The sequence below is a fragment of the Bdellovibrionota bacterium genome, assembly GCA_035292885.1.
Taxonomy (GTDB): Bacteria; Bdellovibrionota_G; JALEGL01; order JALEGL01; family DATDPG01; genus DATDPG01.
Genome location: DATDPG010000091.1, coordinates 1 through 3,840, shown reverse-complemented (window position 1 = coordinate 3,840; position 3,840 = coordinate 1). Strand labels below are relative to the sequence as shown.

Below are 3,840 nucleotides of genomic sequence, written 5' to 3'. Positions count from 1 at the left end.
GTGGCGTAGCGGAGTCTCCCCGTGGAGGCGACGATCCGCCGAACCAGGAACGGTTCCATCATGAAACCATCCGCCACAACGGCACCGGCAATCAGTGCTCCGTGAAGAGGGCTCAGCGTAACCTCGCCGAAGCCGGCTGCGGCCCGCGCCTCCTCCATCGGGTCCTCGCGAGGGATTTCAGCCCGGCTGAGCTCAACGGCCGGAATGAAAGGAATCGGTGTATTGAAACCGAATCGCTCGGCATATTCGGAAAGAAGTCCGCCGCCGACAGCCCGGGCCCCGATCTTCCCGAAGATCGCGTTCGCGGACTTTGCGAATCCTTCGGCCAGCGTCATGCTTTCTCTCCCCCGGTCGTGTAAAATCTCCCGCGACCGGACTTTTGTTGAATTTCCTTCGTAACGAACCAGCGTGCTTCGGCGATAGCCGCGATCTTCCACCGCCGCAGCCGCCGTGACCACTTTAAATACGGATGCCGCGGAGAACGTGGCCCTTAGCGCGAGATTCCTGGCGCTCGGTTCCCTTTCGGAATGGGAGGCCAGCGCGAGCACTTCGCCCGTCAAAGCATCCACGACCGCCACCCCCGCCCAATCGACCTTCCGCCGGCGTAATTCCTTTAAAATGAACCGTTGAAGACCTTCATCGAATGTGAGATCGGCTACCAGCGCGGCGTTTCCGTACATAACGTGAATCTCGCCGGGTCCCTCCGACAGGTCCGCGGTTTCAATTAAATGCCCCACCGACCCTCGATTGAGATCGCCACTATCCGCCTTGGGCGCAGGGGTGTCCGATACGACAACCGGTTCGCTTTTCGGTCGTAATAAAATCCAACCGACGAGCCCCAGAAGAAGAACCAACGTACCCACATGAAGTCCGCTGATTTTTCGACTCCCGCGACGCCGTCTTTCTTGGTAATCTCGCCAGCTCACAGAAAAGAAGTGAGAAAATTCTATCAGATATGGAACTGATCCTCTACCACTTCGAGGGCTGCCCTTACTGCACGTTCGTCAAGAACGCCATCGATCGGCTGCAAGTACCGGATGTGCAATATCGCGACATCTTGGAGCAACCCCAATACCGGGACGAGCTGGTAAAAATGAACGGCACGCGGCAGGTTCCCTGCCTTTTGATCGACGGTAAACCGATGCTCGAATCGGCCGACATCGTCCGCTTTCTTGAAGAGAAATTCGGCAAGAAACGTTAGTGCGGCTGTTGTGGCATAAAGCCTAGAACGGATGTTTTCGGATTAAGCGATTTCCCTTATGTGCTGGCGATCCGATTTCAGGTGTCGCCAGAGGTAATACACCGGCACACCGGCACCCAGGATCAACAGTCCCAATCCCGCTTGGACTGGAGCGCGCAGCGTCGTGTTGATTAGAATCCCGACGGCGACCAGAACAAAACAGAGCGTCGTCCACGGATATCCCCAAGTTCGGTAAGTCGGGATCGGCGCCCCGGGCATTCTTCGAAGACGAAACACCGCCAACGCCGATAGGGCATAAAAGATCAAAAACATATAGACGAAATAGGTCGCGACCTGATCGAAGGTCCACGTAATCACCAGCGGAATGGCGAGCGCCGCCTCCAATGCGATGGCGGTGGAGGGAGATTTGTAGCGGGGGCTGACCTTTCTGGCCCACGAAAAAAAGAGCCCGTCCACCGCCATGGCGAAAAAGATCCGTGGTCCCGTCAGCGTCGTTCCGTTCAATGCGCCGAACGTCGAAACGATTACAGCGACCGCGATCAGACTTCCGCCGACCGGTCCAAACACGCGAACCAGAGTGTCCGATGCCACTCTTCCGGAATTTTGAACCCCTTCCAGCGTCAGGACGCGCAAATACGCCAAATTCACCAACGTATAGATCGTCAATATGCCGACCGTCGCCAAAAGAAGCGCTCTTGGAATGATTTTCGCGGGTTCGCGGATTTCGCCGGCAATGTTCGTGATCTCCACCCAGCCGTCGTACGTCCAGAACACGCCGATCAGGGCGACACCAAATGCGCTCGCGTACGACCAATTGAAGGTCGCCGGAAGCATCGGCCCCATCGGTGCGCCTGAAGAACGAAACAAAACAAGCCCTACGAACGCAATGGCAACCAGCGTGAAAATCTTAATGGATGTAAAGATATTCAAAATCACGCTTGTCGCGCGCACGCCCGTATAATTGATGATGGAAACGATCAGGATTCCGCTCACGGCGATCAATTTGATCCCGATCTGCGGAACCGGGATGAAGTAAGCAACATACGTGGCGAAAATGACGGAGATGCCGGCCACCGCCGAGGGCCGGATGACGATCAGGCTCGCCCATCCAAACAAGAAGCTCGGCAACGGCCCGAAGCACTCGCGAAGATAAACAAAAATCCCGCCGGTCCGGGGCCAAGCGGTGGCCAACTCAGCATACGTAAGAGAGCCGCAAAGAGCCGCCAAACCGCCCAAAATCCAGACAAAGAGCACGGCGCCCCAAGAGCCGACCTCCTTTGCAATGGACGTGGGGGTGAAAAAGATTCCTGAACCGATAATAATTCCAACGATGACGGCGACGGAATCCCAGAGACCGAGAACTCGCCTCAGCTCCGGCCGAACAGCTTCCGGGGGGACGCTCATGGCCATTTCCTTTCCGACCGCGCGCTTCGCGCGCGCGGGCCCTTGCCACTCTGCGGGGAAGCGGCTTCAGTATGTCCTCGTCCACGGAAACTTACAACTCCTTTTGGTCCTGGCTACAATACAGCCACATGCGCCGTTGGCTTTTGATCTGGGGATTTGGTTCCGCCCTCGCCTTGATCATCGTCTGGATGGATCTTCCCTTTTCCGGCGTCGTCTACAACGCGATGATGCACCTCCGCGGCCCTCAACCCGCCAACCGCAACATTGTCATCGTCAGCCCTCCGGTCCCGACGGAAGCCAAGTATGAAGAAAGGTACTGGATCCAGCCGGTTCAAGAATTCTTGAAGAGTCTGACCGCCCATCCGCCTCGCGTGGTCGGTCTCGATTTTGAATTGGACCCGGGAGAGTCGGACGGATTGCACGTCGAACGCTGTCCGTTTCCCGTTCTGTATTACTTTTTTTACGAAAGCCGTCTCCCGGCGCCGGGATTGCCTTCCAGCTTCCCCTTGGTCGCCACACCGGAGGAATTGACCTTCGAACGCGAAGACGGCGGATCCGAATCCCAGCCGGTCGGCGATATCGATCTACGGATCCTTCGTGAAATCGCTCCAGATCGCCTGGAACAGGTCGCTTCAGGCAAAGCTCAGATGATCAACGTCGCCGGCCCGCCGGGAACTTACATCCACATCTCGATGGAAAAAGCTTTAGCCGACCGCAAAGTCCGCGCTTCCCTTGAGGGAAAAATCCTCTTGATCTCTCCTCCCCCTCATCGGGTGCATGCGAAAGTAACGCCCCTCCCCTTCTTTCCTAAGGGAGGAGTGAGCAGCTCGGACGCCACGGAAATTCATGCGAACGTCATCGACACGGTTCTGCGGAACAGGGGAATCCGAATTCCCTCTCCGCCGGTCGTTCTAATTCTGACGCTCACCGTAACGTTGGCCGCCGTGGGAGTTCTTTTCGGCCTGGTCCCCGTGCTCGGTGTTTTCGCGGTGATTCTCCTCACGGTCTTACTGGTCCTGGGATCGCTGGCTGCGCTGAACAAGAATTTTTATCTCGACATTGCGCACCCCGCCACGGCGATCATTTTCGCTTACTACTTTCTAATCCCGTACCGGCTCATCGTCGAATACAAAGGGCGTTGGCGTTACCAGCAGGAAAACAAGCTCCTCTCCGAGGTCGAAACGCTCAAAGACAATTTCATGTCGCTGGTGTCCCATAACCTCAAAACGCCGATC

4 protein-coding genes are annotated in these 3,840 nt (G+C 56.7%); 2 read left to right on the top strand and 2 right to left on the bottom strand.

Annotation, left to right across the window (positions count from 1 at the left end; translation table 11 throughout):
• Nucleotides 1-926 (bottom strand): penicillin-binding transpeptidase domain-containing protein (locus VI895_07305; GenBank protein HLG19611.1); only part of this gene is annotated, 926 nt, incomplete at its 3' end.
• A gap of 29 nt (nucleotides 927-955) precedes the next feature.
• On the opposite strand from VI895_07305, the gene VI895_07300 reads away from it, so the two are divergent.
• Complete coding sequence (locus VI895_07300) at nucleotides 956-1,201, top strand: glutathione S-transferase N-terminal domain-containing protein (GenBank protein HLG19610.1); 246 nt, start codon at nucleotides 956-958, stop codon at nucleotides 1,199-1,201.
• Between the two features lie 42 nt (nucleotides 1,202-1,243).
• On the opposite strand, the gene VI895_07295 is transcribed toward VI895_07300, so the two are convergent.
• Nucleotides 1,244-2,605, bottom strand: a complete 1,362-nt coding sequence (locus tag VI895_07295) for an amino acid permease (GenBank protein ID HLG19609.1) — start codon at nucleotides 2,603-2,605, stop codon at nucleotides 1,244-1,246.
• A 128-nt stretch (nucleotides 2,606-2,733) separates the two neighbouring features.
• Between VI895_07295 and VI895_07290 the strand changes: the two genes are divergently transcribed.
• Nucleotides 2,734-3,840, top strand: a 1,107-nt coding sequence (locus VI895_07290; protein HLG19608.1) for a hypothetical protein, incomplete at its 3' end; no start/stop codon positions are given.

What these genes read in the sequence shown, in the direction of transcription:
- VI895_07295 (HLG19609.1), bottom strand. Translation starts at nt 2,605, where the DNA reads ATGAGCGTCCCCCCGGAAGCTGTTCGGCCGGAGCTGAGGCGAGTTCTC.
- VI895_07300 (HLG19610.1), top strand. Translation starts at nt 956, where the DNA reads ATGGAACTGATCCTCTACCACTTCGAGGGCTGCCCTTACTGCACGTTC.